The following is a 16,628-nucleotide window of genomic DNA, read 5'->3' as shown; positions in this document are numbered from 1 at the left end:
TTGTATGTTTGTCGGTTTTTGGTGGTTTTTTTAAAAAAATTTGTTTATAGTGTGAAAAATTTTTCATCGTTTCATTTTATTTATAGGTAAAAATTATGTCAAAAAAACTCAGTATTGACGACTTATTACGCTTTTCGCACAAAAATAAAGCATCGGATTTGCACATTTCGGCAGGTTTGCCACCGATGATTCGTGTGGACGGTGAAATCACCAAAATCAATATGCCACCGCTAGACCACCAAACGGTGCATGGTTTGATTTATGATATTATGAATGATAAACAACGTGCTGATTATGAAGAGTTTTTGGAAGCGGACTTTTCGTTTGAAATTCCTGAAGTGGCACGTTTTCGTGTCAATGCCTTTAACCAAAACCGTGGTGCAGGTGCGGTATTTCGTACCATTCCATCAGAAGTTTTGACGATGGAACAGCTTGGCATGGGTGAAGTGTTTAAAAAAATTTCTAGCTTTAAGCGTGGTGTTGTGTTGGTTACAGGACCGACAGGTTCGGGCAAGTCTACCACTCTTGCGGCGATGATTAACTATATTAATGAAAATCGTAAAGAGCATATTTTGACCATTGAAGACCCGATTGAGTTCGTTCATCAATCCAAAAAATCACTGATTAACCAGCGTGAAGTCCACCGTGATACCTTAAGTTTTGACGCAGCCTTGCGTTCGGCACTGCGTGAAGACCCTGACGTGATTTTGGTGGGTGAGATGCGAGATTTGGAGACCATTCGTCTTGCCTTGACCGCCGCTGAAACAGGACACTTGGTATTTGGTACATTGCACACCACATCTGCTGCCAAAACCATTGACCGTGTGGTGGACGTATTCCCTGCTGCTGAAAAAGATATGATTCGTGCGATGTTATCAGAATCATTGCAAGCCGTTGTTTCACAAGCCTTGTTAAAACGTCAAACAGGCGGTCGTGTGGCGGTGCATGAAATCATGCTTGGCACGCCTGCGATTCGTAACTTGATTCGTGAAAATAAAGTCGCACAAATGTACTCGGCAATCCAAACCAGTGCTGGCGAAGGTATGACAACGCTTGACCAAAGTTTGCGTGAATGGCTCAACAAAGGCGTGATTAGCAAAGAATCCGCTCGTGCGTATGCAAAACAGCCTGAAGCCTTTATGTAATGTTAAAAATTTGGTAAAAATGTAGAGTGGGTTAGCAAAGCGTAACCCACCAAATTTCATGATTATTTATGAATCAAATGTTAGGATACTTTCATGGATTTTGATAAATTATTACAATTAATGGTACAAAAAAACGGTTCTGACTTGTTTATCACCGCCGATGTACCGCCTTCAATGAAGGTCAATGGCGTGATTATGCCTGTCACCAAAACCCCTTTAACCTCTGAGCAATCTATGGCGATTGTCAAAAGTGTGATGACACCTGCTCAAATTAAAGAATTTGACGAAACCAAAGAATGTCAATTTGCGATTAGTGATAAAAATAAAACCGCACGTTTTCGTGTGTCAGCCTTTATCCAAAAAGACGCTGCGGGTATGATTTTGCGTAAAATTGAAACCAAAATTCCAACGGTTGAACAGCTTAATTTGCCACCGATTTTGAACGAAGTGGCAATGAAAAAACGTGGTATCGTGCTACTCGTAGGTGCGACTGGTACTGGTAAATCCACGACACTGGCTGCGATGATGGGTTATCGTAATGAAAACTCTCGTGGACATATCATCACCATTGAAGACCCGATTGAATACGTACACGAACACAAAGGCTGTATCGTTACCCAACGAGAAGTTGGCATTGATACTATGTCGTTTGAAGCGGGGCTAAAAAACACCCTGCGTCAAGCCCCAGACGTGATTTTGATTGGTGAGATTCGTACGCGTGAAACGATGGACTATGCGGTACAATACGCTGAAACAGGTCACTTGGTATTTGCTACCCTGCACGCCAACAACGCCAACCAAGCGATTGACCGTATTATTCACTTTTTTGAAGCGGAACAACATGAACAAATTTTGATGGATTTATCATTGAACTTGCGTGCTATTATCGCTCAGCAGTTGATTCCAACGCCTGATGGTAAAAGTCGCCGTGCCGCCATTGAGATTTTGTTAAATACTCAATTAATCGGTGATTATATTCGTAAAGGCGAAATCCATGAGATTAAACCTGTAATGAAACGTTCTCGTGAAGTCGGTATGCAGACCTTTGACCAAGCCTTGTTTGACCTATACGAAAACGGCGAAATCACTTATCAAGATGCGTTAAAATCTGCCGACAGTCCGAATGACTTACGTCTGATGATTAAGCTACACAGTAAGCACGCCGCCCAAGTTGATGATGAAGATTCTAACTTTTCATTACAAGCTGATGAAGATTATACCGACAAAGGCAATTTTTTCTCTTAAAAGCTTAAAAAGGTTGGTTCTACCAGCCTTTTTATTTATAAAATGATAACCAATCATGCGAAGATTTTATTTTGACATACCCAATCTACTAAAAATTGGCGACACCATCGCCATGACCGACAACATTTTTCATCATTGGTGCAAAGTATTGCGAGCTAACGTTGGCGATACCGCAATTTTTTTTGATGGGCAAGGCGGTGAATACAGCGTAACAATTTGCCAAATAGACAAAAAAACTGCCCAAGTTACCATCACTGATTTTAATCCAGTGAACCGCAGTTTGCCATTTGGTGTAACGATTGCCCTCGTCATGAGTCGTGGCGAGCGTATGGATTACGCCATTCAAAAAGCGTGCGAAACAGGCGTATCCACTATTCAGTTATTAACCAGTCATCACGGTGAAGTGCGTTTAAAACCTGACCAAATCGCCAAAAAACTAGAACATTGGCAAAGCGTGGCAAATGCTGCGTGCGAGCAATGCGGATTAAACATCATTCCACAAATTTTAGCACCGATTGGCATTGACGATTTTATCAAAAATTTTGACGAGCCAAATACGACAAAAATCGTGCTTGCCGTACCAGAACGTTTGTCAAGTGAACAAATTTTTGGTTTTAATAAATTTGATAAAAACAAAAATTACTGTTTACTGATTGGTGCAGAAGGTGGTCTGTCTGATGAAGAATTAAATCTTGCCTATCAGCATCATTTTTTGGCATGGCAAATCGGTGAACGCATTTTGCGTACCGAGACCGCTCCAGTTGTCGCTTTAACTGCTTTACAAACGTTATACACTGTAACATATGAACACATTTGATTTATCCGCTTATCCAGAACAACCCGCTTTTTATACCGATACCGCATTTTTTGAGCAGTATATTTCTGCTGATATTTATCAAGTTTTTTTAAACCATTTGTTAGATAACATATCAGATGCGGTATTTTTGCTTGACCATCGTCGTCAATTTATTGCTTTTAACAAGCGATTGATGCACGTTTTGCAACGCAAGCCAAAAGATATTTTAGGGCACTATTTTTCCATCAATCCGATTGAAGGGTTTGAAGACAGTCGCAAAGAGATTTTTTTGCAAGCCGAAGAAAAACTCAAAAATGGCGAAAAAATTGACCGTTTGATGGTAATCATGCCGCCAAATGGTAAACAAATTTTTGCTCATATTCGAGGTATTCCGATAAAAATCAATGATGATATCAGCATTTATCTAGGACTTTTGTCCGATGTCAGCCAACAAACCAAGATAGAAACGTCATTAAAAAATGTGTTGGAATACGACCAATTAACGGGGCTACAAAACCGTCAAAACTTTTTTACATTAACCAGCGTTTTTATTCGCAATATCATTAATAATGCAGATTTGGTTGAAAAATATCAACAAAAATTGGCAATTGTGCGAATCAATATTGATAATTTGCAAGCCTTTAATGCCAGTATCGGCAGACTTGCCACCGATATGATTTTAAAGGCATTTGTCAAACGTGTGAAAGAAATTGAGCCGATAAACTGCAATGTGCAAGGCTTTTCTCGTCTAGGCGGTGATGATTTTGCTTTGCTCATTACTATGAGCTCGCCAGCAGATTTGACAAATTATTTGGAACAGTTGCAACAGATTTCTCATCAACATTTTTTGATTAATGGCTCTCATATTTATGTGCATTTTTCTATGGGCGTAGCATTGTATCAAGGCAATATTCTGACTTATGACACCTTGTTGCACCAAGCGGACAAGGCATTAAAACAAGCTAGAAGCACGGGCGGTAATCGGATTGTGTGGTTTGATACGTTGGATTATAGTCCCATGTTTAATCGTGTGCACGTGAAAAGTGCGTTTACACAGGCGTTAAAAGATTCGCAGTTGATTGCGTTTTTTCAACCAAAAATTTGTTTTAAAACCAAATATTTGTCTTTTGAAGCTTTGGTGCGTTGGGAGCACCCTATGCTTGGAATTTTATCGCCAAAAGATTTTTTAGATGAAGTGTTAGAGAATTTTTCTCAAGATTTGTTTGAAAATATTGTGGATTATTGTATGACACAAGTCAATCTTTGGGACAAGATGGGCTTTGATGTCAAAGTGGCGATTAATGTAGATGTGCGTCAGCTTTGGCATGCCCATTTTTTGCCGTTTATGACAGAGATTTTGGCAAAATATCCAACTTTTGCCAATCATATTGAGTTTGAAATTACCGAAACGGCTCAACTGCATAACAATCATCAAACCCTAGCCATGCTCAATTTTTTACATGAACGAGGCATTAAACTTGCCATTGATGATTTTGGGACAGGTTATGCGTCACTCAGTTATTTGTTGGATTATCCGATTGATACGGTCAAATTTGACAAAATTTTTATCCAAAATATTCACACCAATGAACGCAAATTAAAACTGGTAAAATCGGTCATTGATATGGCGCATAGCCTTGATATGGAAGTGGTTGCCGAAGGCGTGGAAACGGCTGAAGAGTTGGCGTTACTCCAACAAATCGGCTGTGATATGACTCAAGGTTATTTTTATGGCAAGCCCATGTCTGTGGACGAAACAACCCTTTGGATACAAGATTTTATGACCGCATAGTCATGGTAAAAACCTTGTAAGTTTTTTAAAAATTTCCTATCTTATAGGCATATTTTTTAAACTTATTTCATTTTATTAAAAAGGAAAATACCATGCAATATACCGCACCTATCCGTGATATTAAATTCGTCATGCACGAGTTGTTAAAGTTTGAAGAGCATTATAAAACCATTCCTGCATTCGCCGAAGTGGATAAAGACACGCTAGACAGCTTTGTAGAAGCAGGTGCGGATTTTGCTCAAAACGAACTTTCACCGCTCAATCGTACAGGTGATGAAGAAGGCTGTCGTTTTGAAAATGGCAATGTCTATACGCCAACAGGTTTTAAAGAAGCGTACAAACAATACTGTGAGCTTGGTTTTACGTCATTATGTGGCGATGTTGAATATGATGGTCAAGGTATGCCAATTTCGCTAGGTTCTATCATTAACGAAATTGTAGGTTCGGCAAACTGGTCGTTTTCTATGTACCCAGGTCTTTCTGAAGGGGCAATTCGTACTATTGAACATCATGGTAACGATGAACAAAAATCTACTTATTTAAGCAAGCTGATTACAGGTGAATGGACAGGTACAATGTGCTTGACCGAAGCACACGCAGGTTCTGATTTGGGTATTATCCGTACCAAAGCTGAGCCAAATGATGACGGTTCATTTGCGATTACAGGTCAAAAAATCTTTATTTCTGCTGGCGAACACGACATGGCGGACAATATCGTGCATATTGTATTGGCTCGTTTGCCCAACGCACCACAAGGCACAAAAGGAATTTCGCTATTTATCGTGCCAAAATTTAACATCAATGCAGACGGCTCAATCGGTGAACGCAATGCGGTAACGTGCGGTTCTATTGAGCATAAAATGGGAATTAAAGCGTCAGCGACTGCCGTTTTGAACTTTGATAAAGCGAAAGGTTTTTTGATTGGGACTGAAAACAAAGGTTTAAACTGTATGTTTACCTTTATGAATACCGCTCGTATCGGTACGGCAATTCAAGGTTTAACAGCGTCTGAAGTGGCGTTTCAAGGTGGTTTAAGCTACGCTAAAGAACGCCTTGCCATGCGTGCGTTAAGCGGTGCAAAAGTGCCAGAACAAGTTGCTGACCCAATTATCGTTCACCCTGCGGTGCGTAATATGATTTTGACAACCAAAGCATTTGCCGAAGGCGGTCGTGCGTTGGTGTATTACCTTTCTCAATTTGCCGATGTGGTTGCCAAAGGCGAAGACCCTGCCCAAGTCGCTTACGCTGACCAAATGCTATCGCTTTTAACGCCAATTGCCAAAGCCTTCTTGACCGAAACAGGTTATGAATCGGCAAATCACGGCGTGCAAGTGTATGGCGGGCATGGCTTTATCCGTGAATGGGGTATGGAACAAAACGTGCGTGATACCCGTATCGCCTGCCTATACGAAGGCACAACCGAAATCCAATCGCTTGACTTATTGGGTCGTAAAGTGTTGGGTTCGCAAGGCAAAATGTTGGCAAACTTTACCAAAGTCATTCACAAACTCTGCGAAGAACACAAAGACAATGACGAAATGGGACAATTTGTCCGCCCACTTGCCCGCCTAAACAAAGATTGGAGCGATTTGACCGCTCGCATCGGTATGCAATCGGTTGAAAATCCTGATGCTGTTGGTGCGAATGCGGTGGATTATATGTACTTTAGCGGTTACGTTACCCTAGCCTATTTATGGGCAAAAATGGCATTGGTTGCACAGCAAGCCCTAAAAGGCGACACCACCGAAGCCAAGTTCTATAACGCCAAAATCAAAACCGCACAGTTTTATTTTGCAAAACTGTTGCCACGCACTTTGACCTATGTCAAACGCATTGACAGCGGTCTTGAGCCGTTAATGAGCATGGAAGTTGATGAATTTGTGTTTTAATTGATTTATCACTTTTGTCAAAGCAACAAAAATCCGTTTTTACGATTAAAAACGGATTTTTTATTTAAGAACCTGTATTCATAACATTTTTGCAATGAAAAATGAGATAAATCGCCAGCTTTTCAAGGAAAAAATGCAGTTTGATAGCTATTCTATCAAACAAGTTTTTGACGCAGAAAAGCAAGATTTAGCCATTTTTCATGCAAAAGCAAATAAATATTGATTAAAAAACTTGTAAGATTTTACTGCGTAACATTGTGAATACAGGTTCTAAGAATTTATGAATAAATGGCATGGCAATTTTTGTACAAAAACGGTATAATAACCACCATTTTTATTGCTGTAGGGTCGTAACGCTTATGAATTACTCAACTTTTGTCCAAATCAAAAACAATCCTTTAACCGAACCGATGTTTTTTGGGCAACCTGTGAATGTGGCACGCTACGACCAACAAAAATTCCCTGTTTTTGAGCAACTGATTGAAAAACAATTGTCATTTTTTTGGCGACCCGAAGAAATTGACGTATCACGAGATAGATTGGATTTTGCTAATTTGCCAGACCACGAACAACACATCTTTTTAAGCAATCTAAAATACCAAACATTACTTGACAGTATTCAAGGACGTAGCCCCAATGCGGTGTTATTGCCGTTGGTGTCTTTACCAGAGCTGGAAACTTGGATTGAAACGTGGTCGTTTTACGAAACCATTCATTCACGCAGTTACACCCATATCATTCGCAATATCATGACCGACCCAAGCCGTGTTTTTGATGAAATTGTGGAAAATGAACAAATTTTGGAACGTGCGACCGACATTGCCAAATATTATGATGATTTGTATGAAACTTCACAATTGTACAATCTTTATGGTGAAAGTGAACAAATCATTCATGGCAAAACTATCAAAATCAGCTTAAGAGAACTTAAGAAAAAATTATATCTGTGTTTAATGGCGATTAATGTTTTGGAAGCGATTCGTTTTTATGTGTCGTTTGCTTGCTCATTTGCCTTTGCCGAACGCAAAGTCATGGAAGGTAATGCCAAAATTATCAAATTGATTGCTCGTGATGAAGCCTTGCATTTAAACGGCACACAACACATGATTAATCTTATGCAGTCAGGTCGTGATGACCCAGAAATGGCACAAATCGCCCAAGAATGTCAGCAAGATTGTATTGAAATTTTTAAAGTCGCTTCCGAGCAAGAAAAAGCATGGGCAAAATATCTGTTTAAAGATGGCTCAATGATTGGCTTAAATGAAAATATCTTAGCACAGTATGTAGAATATATTACCAATCTGCGTATGGAAGCGGTTGGTTTGCCATCTATTTTTGCCAATAGCAAAAACAACCCTATCCCTTGGATTAACAATTGGTTGTCATCAGACAATGTACAAGTCGCGCCACAAGAGTCGGAGATTACCACCTATTTGGTCGGTCAGATTGACGCAGAATTGGGCGATGGTGCGTTTGATGATTTTGAATTGTAATATTCTTTTTTAACAGTTTTATTAATAACTTTAGCAAACAACACCGTTGCTTTTATGGCGTGGATAATCACCAAAGACAGCCAATTTTATTTGCATGACAATGAAACTTTGTTGGCAGGGTTACAGCGTGTGGGCGTGGTTGCCGATTTTGAATGTCGGCAAGGTTATTGTGGCACTTGTAAAAAAAAGTTCAAAGCGATGAATGAACAAACCCAACTTCACTACCCTAGCCCACCGCTTGTGATGTTAAATGATGATGAGATTTTGCCGTGTTGTTGTTATGTTAAAGGGGTTTTGGCGTTAATTTGACGCATGTTTTATAAAAAAATTTATTCTTACCCTTTATAAATTTACCAACAATCCCCATTTTTTCAGCTATAATATACGATTAACTTTTTCTTTCCAAATTTTTAATATTTCCCACAATTATTTTTATATAATAAAAGCGAGCCAGCATGAGCGATTATGACGAACATTCAACTTCCCAACTAGCCACGTTAATCCAAATGGGTAAAGAACAAGGCTACTTGACTTATGCCGAAATCAATGACCAACTGCCTGACTCGGTAACTGAAAGCGACCAAATTGAAGACATCATTCAGATGTTATCTGATGTCGGTATCAAAATTTATGATGTCGCCCCTGATGAAGACGACATGATGCTGAGCAACGATGGCGATGATGACGAGATTGCGGTAGATGAAGCGGCGGCGGTGCTGGCATCGGTTGAATCAGAACCGGGGCGTACCACAGACCCTGTGCGTATGTATATGCGTGAGATGGGGACGGTGGATTTGCTCACGCGTGAAGGTGAAATCGCCATTGCCAAACGCATTGAAGATGGCGTGCGTGATGTGCAATATGCCATGACATTTTGGCCTGGTACTGTTGAGCTTGTCTTAAAAGAGTATCAAGAAATATTTGAAGGTGAAAAAAAGGTTTCGGACATTATCACAGGTTTTTTAGATGCAGGGACTGATGATATTGAGATTGGTGAAGGCTCTGATGACATTCAATTGCCTGTCATTGCCAAAAAATCCGTTAAAGATGAAGAGCTTGATGAGTTGGACGAAGTTGCAGAAGATGAAGAATCGCTTGATAGCGATGATATCAGCGATGACGCTGAAGCTGACGATACCAGCGGTCTTGACCCTGAAGAAGTAAAAACCCGTTTTGAAGAATTAGAAAAAATTTATCTAGTCGCCAAAAAAACCATAGAAAAACACGGTCGTGATAGTAAACAAGCCAACAAAGCCTACGAAGATTTGGCAAACTGCTTTATGCTGTTTAAATTAACAGGACGTATGTCTGATATTATCATGAATATGATGCGTGAAGTGTACGAAGATGTACGCCAAAACGAACGCCAAATCATGAAGCTCGTCATTCGTCGTGGTAAAATGCCAAAAGAAGAATTTCGTAAATCATTCCCAAGTAACGAAACCAATTTGGACTGGTTGCCAAACCGTATCGCTGGCAAGCCTGATTTTGCCGATACCTTGGCAAAAGTATTGGACGAAGTTTTGCCTTACCAACAGCGTATTGCCAACTATGAACAACAGTTGGGTATGGAAATTAACCAAATGAAAGTGGTGGCTCGCAATATGTCTGTGGGCGAAGCCAAAGCCCGCCGTGCCAAAAAGGAAATGGTAGAAGCCAACTTACGTCTAGTAATTTCTATTGCCAAAAAATATACCAATCGTGGTTTACAATTCCTTGACCTTATCCAAGAAGGTAATATCGGCTTGATGAAAGCGGTTGATAAATTTGAATACCGCCGTGGTTACAAATTCTCAACTTATGCAACTTGGTGGATTCGCCAAGCCATCACTCGCTCTATCGCCGACCAAGCTCGCACCATTCGTATTCCTGTGCATATGATTGAAACGATTAATAAAATCAACCGTGTTTCTCGTCAATTGTTGCAAGAAATGGGACGTGAGCCAACGCCAGAAGAGTTAGGCGAACGCTTAGACATGGACGAGGCAAAAGTGCGTAAAGTGCTAAAAATCGCCAAAGAGCCGATTTCAATGGAAACGCCGATTGGTGATGATGAAGATAGCCATTTGGGTGATTTTATTGAAGATTCTAGCATTAGCAGTCCTGTTGATGAAGCGACCGCTCAAGGTTTACGTGATGCCACTCGTGAAGTGTTGGAAAACTTGACAGAAAGAGAAGCCAAAGTGTTAAAAATGCGTTTTGGTATTGATATGGCGACCGACCATACGCTTGAAGAAGTTGGCAAGCAGTTTGATGTTACTCGTGAGCGGATTCGTCAAATAGAAGCCAAAGCGTTACGCAAACTTCGCCACCCTAGCCGTTCGGAGCATTTACGTTCGTTCCTTGAGAATGATTGATTTTTTATGTAAAAAATGATTGATATAATATAGATAACAAGATTATTGCAATTTTGCGTAAAAATGGGCGGATTTCTCTTACCGAACTTGCTGAAAAAGTAGGCATTAGTTTATCACCTGTCCAACGCCGAGTAAAAGCATTGGAAGAAAACGGCACAATTTTGGGCTATCGCACCGATATTGATAATGCCCATTTGGGCTTGAATTTTTCCATCATGTTGTTTGTTAATTTAAAAGAAACGACCCAAGATAATATTTTGGCATTTGAAAATGCGTTGGCAACTATTGATGAAATCGTGGAAGCGGTGCGATTATTTGGCGAGCCTGATTATTTGGTAAAAATACTCACGCAAGATTTGGCAAGCTATCAAAAATTGTACGATACTCAATTATCAAGCCTGCCAAATGTGCAAAAAATCACATCAACGCTTGTAATGAAAGATATTCAATTAAACAATATTAATTAACAAAATTATAAATATTTTTTAATAAAATTTGTCAAGGTTGATTTTTTAATAAAAATCTCCATTCAACATAACAACTTAAAAAAATCAAAAGGCAAACAAAATGACAAATAAAACTATCAATATCAACGATATCGCCACCACCGCCCTACAACAAAAAATCCAAAGCAAAAAAACCGACATCAAAAACCCAGCACTTTGGAACTTTCCGATGGACTACCCCATGAGTATCATCGGACATGAAGGGCATAAAGACACCTTGATGAACGAAGTCAAACTTATTTTGGCAAGTGTTTTTCCAGACTTTGACCTAGCCAGCTTAACCATGAACGCATCACGCACAGGGCGTTTTCATTCGGTGCGTGCCAATGTTTACGCCACAAAAGCCGAACAAATTAACAAACTTTATGAAATGTTAGACAATGCCGAAACGGTAAAAACCGTGTTTTAGTTTGGACCATATGATAAAAATCAGCAAATTTTTTGCAATAAAAAAGGCTAATTGATAGCCTTTTTTATGTTTGAACGTTTTGCAAGTTTTTGGATTTTGATAAATTAATATTGTTTTGTACCAAAAATCTTATCGCCTGCATCACCAAGCCCCGGCACGATATAGCCGTGTTCATTCAGATGACTGTCTAAGGCGGCGGTAAAAATGGTAACATCTGGGTGTGCGTCATTCACAAATTTTACGCCTTCTGGGGCGGCGACTAACACAAGGGCTTTGATATTTTTACAGCCATGTTTTTTTAACATATCAATGGTCGCAACCATGCTACCACCTGTGGCAAGCATAGGGTCAAGGATTAGGGCTGGACGGCGGTCAATGTCTTTGACAAATTTTTCAAAAAATGGCACAGGCTCAAGCGTTTCTTCGTCTCGTTGTAAGCCGACAACGGAGATTTTGGCAGTCGGAATCATGTCTAACACGCCGTCTAACATACCCAACCCTGCTCGCAAAATCGGCACAACGGTTACGGTTTTGCCTTTGATTTGGATGCCTTCAATATCGTTGCCTTCCCAGCCTTTCGTGGTGAATTTTTCGGTTTCAAAATCTCGGCTCGCTTCGTATGCCATCAGGCGGGCAAGCTCTTTGGTGAGTGTACGAAATTTGTAGGTACTACAGTCAGCTTCTCGCATTAGGCTAAGTTTGTGTTGAATGAGTGGGTGGTCAATGACGGTGATTTTCATGGTTGGCTCTTTTTGGTTTGGTTGTTATTTTTATCAAAAATTAATGGAATGGTTGCCCTAATTTTTGGTTGTTATTTTAACGAATTTTTATAAAAAAAACCACTGCTAAAGTATTCTAGCCATTCATATTTTTTATTAAATAAAAAGTTTCTTACGAAAATAAAGTTTCCCAAATCCCAATTTGTCCTTCATGCAATTTTGGCACACCGCCCAACACTCGCCACGGCATGGTCGTCCCATGAAAATCACTACCGATAGACACCTTTAAACCATGCTCTTTAATCACCCTATCCACCATATGCCGAGTGGACGGTGGTTCGTTACTGGCGGGCAATTCCACCGCATCACCGCCCGCATTGGCAAAATCGGCGATTAACTTTCGCACCTTATTTGCCGTCAGATTGTAGCGAGTGGCGTGAGCCAAAGACGCTTTGCCACCGCAATCATGAATGAGTTTGACACAATCTTTTAAATTCAAACCGTCCAACGCCACATAACAGCTTTTGTGGTCGGCAAGGTAGCCTGTAAACGCCTTTTGCACGTCAGACACCAAACCTTTATCCGCCATGACTTTGGCGATATGGGTACGCCCCACCGCTTGTGGATTGCCTTTTGCTTGGATTAATACATCTTGCCAAATGTCATCTATCGGCAGATTAAAAGTTTTGGCGACTTTTTCGCACATGGCATAGCCACGAGTTTCACGGCTTTGTTGAATAGCGGACAATTTTTCATTAATTTTATCCAAATCATCAAAACCATAGCCCAACACATGAATGACTTTTTCGGTTTGGGCAGGTTTTTTGGAATAACCGCCAATCACACGATGGCGACAGCTAATTTCTACCGCATTAATCAGGTACATTCCCAGTTGTTCGGCAGTTTGGCGAGCTTCTGCAATCCCCAAAACCGTGTCATGGTCGCTTAATGCCAACACTTTTACGCCATTGTTAAAGGCTTTTTGCACCACTTCAGCAGGGCTAAACGTGCCGTCCGAACGGGTGCTATGACAATGCAAATCGATTGGCAAATGGGTGTAAATTGGGCTTTGGCTTAAAACATCTTGGATATTAGTAAAATTTTGTTGTTTTATATTTAACATAAACAATTCCGTCATAAAATTTTGCGATAAAAACCTTGCGATTTTATCATAGATGTGTAAACTAACGGCATTAAATTATTTGGATTTTTGTATGACCGCAATATTAGACTTAATTCCACTGTTTGCGTTTTTTTATTTTGCCAAAACTTACGGCGTGCTGGCAGGTGCAGGGGCGTTGTTGGTGGCGACTTTGGCAGTTTATGTCGTGCATTTTATCAAACAAAAAGGCAAACTCAATAAACAACAATGGGTAACGCTGATTTTAACCATTGTTTTTTGTGGTTTAAGCCTTGCGTTTCATGACGAAGCCTTTATCAAATGGAAATCGGTGGTTATCAACGGTATTTTTGCCATCGCCCTACTCGTCAGCGTGATGATTGGCAAGCCATTGTTACAGATGGCAATGAAAAGTGTGTTTAATTTAACCAAAAAAGGTTGGCAAAATCTCACCCTTGCTTGGACAGTCTATTTTATCATCATGGCAGGGTTGCAATATTATTTTGCCTTTTTTACCAGTAATGAAACGTGGATTAACTTTAAAACTTACGGCTGGATACCTGTCATGCTCATTTTTATGGTCGGTCAATTTGTCTTTTTAAAAAATAAAATCAACACAAACCTTACCGAAAAATCCACCGAAAAATAAGAAAAACACAAGGTAAAATCTCATGAATATGCCAAAAAATCCAGTTCTTACCGCTATTTTTTTAAACTTTTGTCTAATATTTAGCACCGCTCACGCCGAAGTCAATGTCGTGGTAAACGATCCCACCACAGGGCAACCACTCACCACACAGCCGACCACAGCGACCGCCAGCAGCACCGCTCCTACACTCACCCAAACCAACAAACCCACTGATAGCCAATTATCACAAGCCAATCAACAACTATTGACACAAAATGCCGAATTGCAACGCCAAGTGAGCAGCTTAAATACCCAAAATAATGTACTTGTCAATGAAAAAAGCGGACAGTTGTTAGTTTATGGTGGATTTATCGCCCTATTGTCGGCAGTTATTGGCTTATTGCTGGGTTGGTTTATTTTTGGTAGAAACAAATCCACATGGTAAACCCAATAAATGTCAAAAATTAGCACCGCTCGCCTTGATTGGCAAACTGATAAAAATGGCTTAACCGTGCCAATTTCCGCCGATTTTGGCGATGTGTATTTTTGCAAAGAAAATGGACTTGCCGAAAGTCGCTATGTATTTATTGAACAAAATCAATTAACAGAACGTTTTGCCAAACTTAACAGCTATCAACGTTTTGTCATTGGTGAAATTGGTTTTGGCACAGGCTTAAATTTTTTGGCAACATGGCAACTTTGGCAAACTATTATTGATAAAAATCCCAATTTGGCGAACGCTCACCTACATTTTATCAGTACCGAAAAATTCCCATTAACCCAAGCCGACTTAGCAAAAGCCTTAAGCGTTTGGCATGAGCTTGCCCCATTTGCCAAGCCACTGATTGCCAACTATCCACCACCTTTGGCAGGTTGTCATCGCCTGTCGCTATCTCCCAATGTTACCCTAGATATTTGGCTTGGCGACGCCACCGACAGTCTATCGCAACTGACAGGCACGGCAAAAATTGATGCGTGGTTTTTGGACGGTTTTGCCCCCAGTTGTAATGATGAACTTTGGTCAAATAATTTATTCAATCAAATCAAACGTTTATCAAAAGCCAATACCACGTTATCAACTTTTAGCGTTGCCAATATTGTCAAACAAAACTTAATCAATCATGATTTTATCTTAAAAAAAGTCAAAGGATTTGGCAAAAAGCGTGAAATGCTTACCGCTATATTTTCGCCAAAACAAAGCCAAATCAATTTTGCCGAATTAAAATTTCGCTATAACAAAAAAATCAAACCTTATTTTGTCAGCTTACCTTTTACCCAACATTTTGAAACTGCACAACGCAACCGCAAAAAACTTGCCAACAAATCCAAAAAATCAGACTTTTATTTGCCAAATCTACCAAAAAATACACAAAAAATGTCCATTGCCGTTATCGGTGCAGGGGTGGCAGGGCTTACAACCGCTTATGCGTTGGCAAGTCGTGGGCATGACGTTACCATTTTTGACAAAGACAAGCCGTTATCGGGGGCATCGGGCAATGTCCGGGCATTTTTAGCCCCAAAACTTACCAGTTTAACACGCCTTGCCACCAATTTGCACGCCATTGGATTTTTGGCAAGTTGCCGATCTTATCCAACATTAAGCGAGCAAACAGGTATTGAGATTTTACAGACGACTGGCTGTTTGGATTTGTTATCGCACAATCGGCTTGAGCTTGATGAAGTGCAGGATTTTCCAAGCGAATTTGCCACGCTTTTGACCGAACAACAAGCCAAAAATCTGGTGGGATATGACGTTGGACAGGCGATTTTTTTGCCAAAAGCAGGGCTGATTGATACCGCTAAATTTGCCAAAGCAGTATTAAGTCATACTAATATTAGTTTTAAAAAATTAGCTTTAAATAGCATTGCACAACAAGATAACAAGATTACGCTAAATTTTGCCAATTTTAGTCAGGTCTTTAACCATGTTGTGCTTTGCACCGCATTGGCAACGTGCGATTTTTTGCCAAAAATCAAACGCTTTAACCACAGTCGTGGGCAAGTCAGTTGGTGTACGATTGACAAAAATACCCAAGCGAAAATGCCTAAATTGCCACTCAAATATGGCAGTTATTTTGCCAATTTTAGCCAAAAAGATGGCGAATATTCACAAAATTTTGCCTTACTTGGGGCGAGTTTTATCCGTGATACTTTTGACACCACGCCACAACGTGCCGACCATGATATCAATGTGCAAGATTTTTTGGCGGTTGTACCAAGCCTAAAAGACACGATAAAAGTTGATGAAAATTGGCAAACGGCTTGGCAAGGGCGAGCAAGTTTGCGTTGTCAAACGGTGGATTATTTGCCGTTGGTGGGGCAAGTGGGCGAACCAAATAGCCGTATTTGGACGTTTTCGGCATTGGGGTCAAAGGGTTATGCCTATGCTCCGATTTGTAGCGAGCTGTTAGCGGGCTTAATGTGTGGTGAAATGTTGCCACTTGGCAAAAATATGGTCGCAAAATTAAACCCAAATCGCAAAGTGTTAAATGCTTAGACTATTTTCTCAAAAAATTCATGTGATTTGTC

At 40.2% G+C, this 16,628-nt stretch carries 15 protein-coding genes; 13 read left to right on the top strand and 2 right to left on the bottom strand.

The features are described 5' to 3' along the window. Positions 1-95: 95 nt before the first annotated feature. From ACGTJS_RS08900 to ACGTJS_RS08855, 10 genes are all read left to right on the top strand, one after another. A complete protein-coding gene (locus ACGTJS_RS08900) occupies positions 96-1,145 on the top strand; it encodes a type IV pilus twitching motility protein PilT (protein ID WP_315043068.1) in 1,050 nt (349 codons plus the stop codon). A 93-nt stretch (positions 1,146-1,238) separates the two neighbouring features. Beyond that, complete coding sequence (locus tag ACGTJS_RS08895) at positions 1,239-2,390, top strand: PilT/PilU family type 4a pilus ATPase (RefSeq protein WP_410471802.1); 1,152 nt, start codon at positions 1,239-1,241, stop codon at positions 2,388-2,390. Between the two features lie 55 nt (positions 2,391-2,445). Continuing rightward, positions 2,446-3,207 (top strand): 16S rRNA (uracil(1498)-N(3))-methyltransferase, encoded by a 762-nt coding sequence (locus ACGTJS_RS08890; protein ID WP_410471801.1) that lies wholly within the window; start codon positions 2,446-2,448, stop codon positions 3,205-3,207. Continuing rightward, positions 3,194-4,978, top strand: coding sequence for an EAL domain-containing protein (locus ACGTJS_RS08885; protein ID WP_410471800.1), 1,785 nt, complete (start codon positions 3,194-3,196; stop codon positions 4,976-4,978). The genes ACGTJS_RS08890 and ACGTJS_RS08885 overlap by 14 nt, the downstream gene beginning before the upstream one ends. 92 nt (positions 4,979-5,070) lie before the next feature. Further along, the gene (locus tag ACGTJS_RS08880; RefSeq protein ID WP_410471799.1) at positions 5,071-6,867 is read left to right on the top strand and encodes an acyl-CoA dehydrogenase C-terminal domain-containing protein; all 1,797 of its coding nucleotides are present in this window, start codon (positions 5,071-5,073) and stop codon (positions 6,865-6,867) included. A gap of 359 nt (positions 6,868-7,226) precedes the next feature. Continuing rightward, positions 7,227-8,360, top strand: coding sequence for a class Ia ribonucleoside-diphosphate reductase subunit beta (gene nrdB, locus ACGTJS_RS08875; protein ID WP_410471798.1), 1,134 nt, complete (start codon positions 7,227-7,229; stop codon positions 8,358-8,360). A gap of 54 nt (positions 8,361-8,414) precedes the next feature. After that, on the top strand, positions 8,415-8,669 hold the full coding sequence (locus tag ACGTJS_RS08870; RefSeq protein WP_410471797.1) for a 2Fe-2S iron-sulfur cluster-binding protein: 255 nt from the start codon (positions 8,415-8,417) through the stop codon (positions 8,667-8,669). Between the two features lie 146 nt (positions 8,670-8,815). Then, positions 8,816-10,717, top strand: a complete 1,902-nt coding sequence (rpoD, locus tag ACGTJS_RS08865) for an RNA polymerase sigma factor RpoD (protein WP_410471796.1) — start codon at positions 8,816-8,818, stop codon at positions 10,715-10,717. A gap of 29 nt (positions 10,718-10,746) precedes the next feature. Beyond that, positions 10,747-11,184 carry an Lrp/AsnC family transcriptional regulator gene (locus ACGTJS_RS08860; protein ID WP_315043812.1) on the top strand — a complete coding sequence of 146 codons (438 nt, stop codon included), beginning with the start codon at positions 10,747-10,749 and terminating at the stop codon, positions 11,182-11,184. Positions 11,185-11,284: 100 nt separating this feature from the next. Then, positions 11,285-11,632, top strand: coding sequence for a YbeD family protein (locus ACGTJS_RS08855; RefSeq protein ID WP_410471795.1), 348 nt, complete (start codon positions 11,285-11,287; stop codon positions 11,630-11,632). 104 nt (positions 11,633-11,736) lie between these two features. Here the strand turns inward: ACGTJS_RS08855 and upp are convergent, their stop codons facing one another. After that, positions 11,737-12,372 carry a uracil phosphoribosyltransferase gene (gene upp / locus ACGTJS_RS08850; protein ID WP_410471794.1) on the bottom strand — a complete coding sequence of 212 codons (636 nt, stop codon included), beginning with the start codon at positions 12,370-12,372 and terminating at the stop codon, positions 11,737-11,739. 151 nt (positions 12,373-12,523) lie between these two features. Next, complete coding sequence (locus ACGTJS_RS08845) at positions 12,524-13,474, bottom strand: PHP domain-containing protein (protein WP_410471793.1); 951 nt, start codon at positions 13,472-13,474, stop codon at positions 12,524-12,526. Positions 13,475-13,565: 91 nt separating this feature from the next. Here ACGTJS_RS08845 and ACGTJS_RS08840 point away from each other — a divergent pair, with 91 nt between their 5' ends. Genes ACGTJS_RS08840 through mnmC form a run of 3 tightly spaced genes read left to right on the top strand, consistent with a single transcriptional unit; the run spans position 13,566 to position 16,596 of the window. Continuing rightward, a complete protein-coding gene (locus tag ACGTJS_RS08840; RefSeq protein WP_410471792.1) occupies positions 13,566-14,120 on the top strand; it encodes an inner membrane-spanning protein YciB in 555 nt (184 codons plus the stop codon). 22 nt (positions 14,121-14,142) lie between these two features. Continuing rightward, positions 14,143-14,544, top strand: a complete 402-nt coding sequence (locus ACGTJS_RS08835; protein WP_410471791.1) for a hypothetical protein — start codon at positions 14,143-14,145, stop codon at positions 14,542-14,544. A 9-nt stretch (positions 14,545-14,553) separates the two neighbouring features. Beyond that, on the top strand, positions 14,554-16,596 hold the full coding sequence (gene mnmC / locus ACGTJS_RS08830; RefSeq protein ID WP_410471790.1) for an FAD-dependent 5-carboxymethylaminomethyl-2-thiouridine(34) oxidoreductase MnmC: 2,043 nt from the start codon (positions 14,554-14,556) through the stop codon (positions 16,594-16,596). Positions 16,597-16,628 lie beyond the last annotated feature (32 nt).

The sequence above is a fragment of the Faucicola mancuniensis genome (genome assembly GCF_046523945.1).
Taxonomy (GTDB): Bacteria; Pseudomonadota; Gammaproteobacteria; order Pseudomonadales; family Moraxellaceae; genus Faucicola; species Faucicola mancuniensis.
Note: the sequence above shows the minus strand (reverse complement) of the source record. Positions and strands in the feature narration are given on the sequence as shown.

What these genes read in the sequence shown, in the direction of transcription:
- ACGTJS_RS08900 (WP_315043068.1), top strand. Translation starts at nt 96, where the DNA reads ATGTCAAAAAAACTCAGTATTGACGACTTATTACGCTTTTCGCACAAA.
- ACGTJS_RS08895 (WP_410471802.1), top strand. Translation starts at nt 1,239, where the DNA reads ATGGATTTTGATAAATTATTACAATTAATGGTACAAAAAAACGGTTCT.
- ACGTJS_RS08890 (WP_410471801.1), top strand. Translation starts at nt 2,446, where the DNA reads ATGCGAAGATTTTATTTTGACATACCCAATCTACTAAAAATTGGCGAC.
- ACGTJS_RS08885 (WP_410471800.1), top strand. Translation starts at nt 3,194, where the DNA reads ATGAACACATTTGATTTATCCGCTTATCCAGAACAACCCGCTTTTTAT.
- ACGTJS_RS08880 (WP_410471799.1), top strand. Translation starts at nt 5,071, where the DNA reads ATGCAATATACCGCACCTATCCGTGATATTAAATTCGTCATGCACGAG.
- nrdB (WP_410471798.1), top strand. Translation starts at nt 7,227, where the DNA reads ATGAATTACTCAACTTTTGTCCAAATCAAAAACAATCCTTTAACCGAA.
- ACGTJS_RS08870 (WP_410471797.1), top strand. Translation starts at nt 8,415, where the DNA reads ATGGCGTGGATAATCACCAAAGACAGCCAATTTTATTTGCATGACAAT.
- rpoD (WP_410471796.1), top strand. Translation starts at nt 8,816, where the DNA reads ATGAGCGATTATGACGAACATTCAACTTCCCAACTAGCCACGTTAATC.
- ACGTJS_RS08855 (WP_410471795.1), top strand. Translation starts at nt 11,285, where the DNA reads ATGACAAATAAAACTATCAATATCAACGATATCGCCACCACCGCCCTA.
- upp (WP_410471794.1), bottom strand. Translation starts at nt 12,372, where the DNA reads ATGAAAATCACCGTCATTGACCACCCACTCATTCAACACAAACTTAGC.
- ACGTJS_RS08845 (WP_410471793.1), bottom strand. Translation starts at nt 13,474, where the DNA reads ATGTTAAATATAAAACAACAAAATTTTACTAATATCCAAGATGTTTTA.
- ACGTJS_RS08840 (WP_410471792.1), top strand. Translation starts at nt 13,566, where the DNA reads ATGACCGCAATATTAGACTTAATTCCACTGTTTGCGTTTTTTTATTTT.
- ACGTJS_RS08835 (WP_410471791.1), top strand. Translation starts at nt 14,143, where the DNA reads ATGAATATGCCAAAAAATCCAGTTCTTACCGCTATTTTTTTAAACTTT.
- mnmC (WP_410471790.1), top strand. Translation starts at nt 14,554, where the DNA reads ATGTCAAAAATTAGCACCGCTCGCCTTGATTGGCAAACTGATAAAAAT.